Source organism: Kitasatospora putterlickiae, assembly GCF_039527695.1.
Lineage (GTDB): Bacteria > Actinomycetota > Actinomycetes > Streptomycetales > Streptomycetaceae > Kitasatospora > Kitasatospora putterlickiae.
In genome coordinates this window covers 1-2,512 of the sequence record NZ_BAAAKJ010000272.1, presented here as the reverse complement: position 1 = coordinate 2,512, position 2,512 = coordinate 1, and the positions used below count along the sequence as shown (strand labels likewise).

Genomic DNA, 2,512 nt, shown 5'->3' with positions numbered 1-2,512 from the left:
GAAGACGGCGGCCGAGAAGACGGCGGCCGAGAAGACCGCCGCCAAGAAGACCGCGGTGAAGAAGACGGCCGTCAAGAGGACCGCGACCGCGAAGAAGGCGGCGACCGCGCCGAAGACCGGCGAGGCCGGCCAGGAGCAGCCGCCCGCCAAGCGGACCGCCACCAGGAAGACCACCGTCCGCCGGACCACCACGAAGAAGCCCGATGCCTGATCCGCAGATCCCGGCCGGGGCCCCCGCCCCGGCCCCCGCGCCCCTGCCCGACCCCGGTGAGCCCCGGCCGCTCGGCGTCGAGCTGAGCCCGACCGGCCACCCGGCGGTGGACGCCGGCCTGGCCCGGCTGGAGGCGCTGGACGGGGTGCCGACCGACGCGCACGTCACGGTGTACGAAGATGTCCATCAGCGGCTGGCCGACACGCTGGCCGCCCTCGACCGGGACTGACCGGGCGAACGAGAACCATCCGTAGGAGCTGAAACACCAGTGGCAACGGCACGACGCCGACTCGACGCGGAGCTGGTCCGCCGCAAGCTGGCCCGGTCGCGGGAGCACGCCTCCGAGCTGATCGCGGCCGGCCGGGTGACCGTCGGCGGGACCACCGCGACCAAGCCGGCCACCCAGGTGGAGACCGCGGCGGCGGTCGTGGTGGCCAAGGACGAGAACGACCCCGACTACGTCTCGCGCGGCGGCCACAAGCTCGCCGGGGCGTTCGCGGCGTTCGTCCCGCAGGGCCTGGTCGTCGAGGGCCGCCGGGCGCTGGACGCGGGCGCGTCCACCGGCGGGTTCACGGACGTGCTGCTGCGCGCCGGGGCCGCGCACGTGCTGGCGGTGGACGTCGGCTACGGCCAGCTGGCCTGGTCGCTGCAGAGCGACGACCGGGTGACCGTGATGGACCGCACCAACGTCCGCGAGCTCACCCCGGACATGATCGGCGGCACCAGGGTCGACCTGGTGGTCGGCGACCTGTCGTTCATCTCGCTGGGCCTGGTGCTGCCCGCGCTGGCCGGCTGCGCCGCCGAGGACGCGGACCTGGTGCTGATGGTCAAGCCGCAGTTCGAGATCGGCAAGGAGCGCCTCGGCAGCGGCGGGGTGGTGCGCAGCCCGCAGCTGCGCGCCGAGATGGTGCGCCAGGTGGCGGGGCAGGCGTGGGAGCTCGGACTGGGCGTGCGGGCGGTCACCGCGAGCCCCCTGCCCGGTCCGTCCGGGAATGTCGAGTACTTCCTGTGGATGCGCCGGGACGCGCCGCCGCTGGACCCGGCGGATGCGGACCGGGCCGTCGCCGAGGGCCCCCGATAGGGTGCTCTGCGGGCGTCCGGTCCGTCATGCTGGGTGACGCGGCCGTACCGGGCCGACGGGGACCCGGCCGGCGTAGGGAGAGGGCAGCGGGCATGAGTGGTGAACGTACGGTCTTCCTGATCGCGCACACGGGCCGCGAGGCGGCACTGCGCAGCGTCGAGGGACTGGTGCACGGCCTGCTCAAGGCGGGGATCCGGATCAGACTGCTGGCCGCCGAGGCGGTCGACCTGGACCTGCCGACCGGGGTGGAGACGGTGCCCGGGGGCCCGGGCGCGGCGGACGGCTGCGAGCTGATCCTGGTCGCGGGCGGGGACGGGACGCTGCTGCGCGGGGCCGAGCTGGCCCGGGAGCACGGACTGCCGATGCTCGGCATCAACCTGGGCCGGGTCGGCTTCCTGGCCGAGGCGGAGCGGGACGACCTGGCGGTGGTGGTCGAGCGGGTGGTCGAGGCGGACTACGAGGTCGAGGAGCGGATGACCCTCGACGTGATCGTCCGCACCAACGGCGACGTGGTGCACCACGACTGGGCGCTGAACGAGGCCTCGATCGAGAAGGCGTCCCGGGAGCGGATGCTGGAGGTGGTGACCGAGGTGGACGGCCGTCCGGTCTCCAACTTCGGCTGCGACGGCGTGGTGTGCGCCACGCCGACCGGGTCGACCGCGTACGCGTTCTCCGGCGGCGGGCCGGTGGTCTGGCCGGAGGTGGAGGCGCTGCTGATGGTGCCGATCAGCGCGCACGCGCTGTTCGCCCGCCCGCTGGTGACCTCGCCGGACTCGGTGCTGGCGGTGGAGGTGCAGCCGAAGACCCCGCACGGGGTGCTGTGGTGCGACGGCCGGCGCTCGGTGGAACTGCCCGCCGGGGCGCGGGTGGAGGTGCGCCGGGGGCAGACGCCGGTGCGGCTGGCCCGGCTGCACCGGGCGCCGTTCACCGACCGGCTGGTGGCGAAGTTCGCGCTGCCGGTGACCGGCTGGCGCGGCCGGGCGGACACCCACTGACAGCGCGTTGACGGCCTGCCGCCACGCGGCGGCGGGCCGTCAGACCGCCAGCGGCTGGGTGTCCTCGGAGCCCTGCCAGCGCCCCTCCCGCTCGGCGCGGGCGGCGACCTCGGCGAGCCGGCGGACGACGTCCGGCGCGGCCGGTGCGGCCACCGTGAGCGGGATCCGGAGGTGGTGCTCGAAGGCGCCGTCGGAGCCGAACCGGTTGCCGGCGGCGATCCGGAC

3 protein-coding genes and 2 pseudogenes are annotated in these 2,512 nt (G+C 75.1%); 4 read left to right on the top strand and 1 reads right to left on the bottom strand.

The window, feature by feature from the left end; genetic code table 11:
* The 4 genes and pseudogenes from ABD308_RS27205 to ABD308_RS27190 form a co-directional block, all read left to right on the top strand.
* Window positions 1–211: pseudogene (locus tag ABD308_RS27205) on the top strand (DNA-binding protein); the annotation flags it as partial.
* Window positions 204–440, top strand: a complete 237-nt coding sequence (locus ABD308_RS27200; RefSeq protein WP_344339758.1) for a hypothetical protein — start codon at window positions 204–206, stop codon at window positions 438–440. The pseudogene ABD308_RS27205 and the gene ABD308_RS27200, both read left to right, overlap by 8 nt.
* Window positions 441–479: 39 nt before the next feature.
* The gene (locus ABD308_RS27195; protein ID WP_344339756.1) at window positions 480–1,292 is read left to right on the top strand and encodes a TlyA family RNA methyltransferase; all 813 of its coding nucleotides are present in this window, start codon (window positions 480–482) and stop codon (window positions 1,290–1,292) included.
* A gap of 92 nt (window positions 1,293–1,384) precedes the next feature.
* Window positions 1,385–2,287 carry an NAD kinase gene (locus ABD308_RS27190; RefSeq protein WP_344339754.1) on the top strand — a complete coding sequence of 301 codons (903 nt, stop codon included), beginning with the start codon at window positions 1,385–1,387 and terminating at the stop codon, window positions 2,285–2,287.
* Window positions 2,288–2,326: 39 nt separating this feature from the next.
* On the opposite strand, the pseudogene ABD308_RS27185 reads toward ABD308_RS27190, so the two are convergent.
* Window positions 2,327–2,512, bottom strand: a pseudogene (locus ABD308_RS27185) (PLP-dependent aminotransferase family protein); the annotation flags it as partial.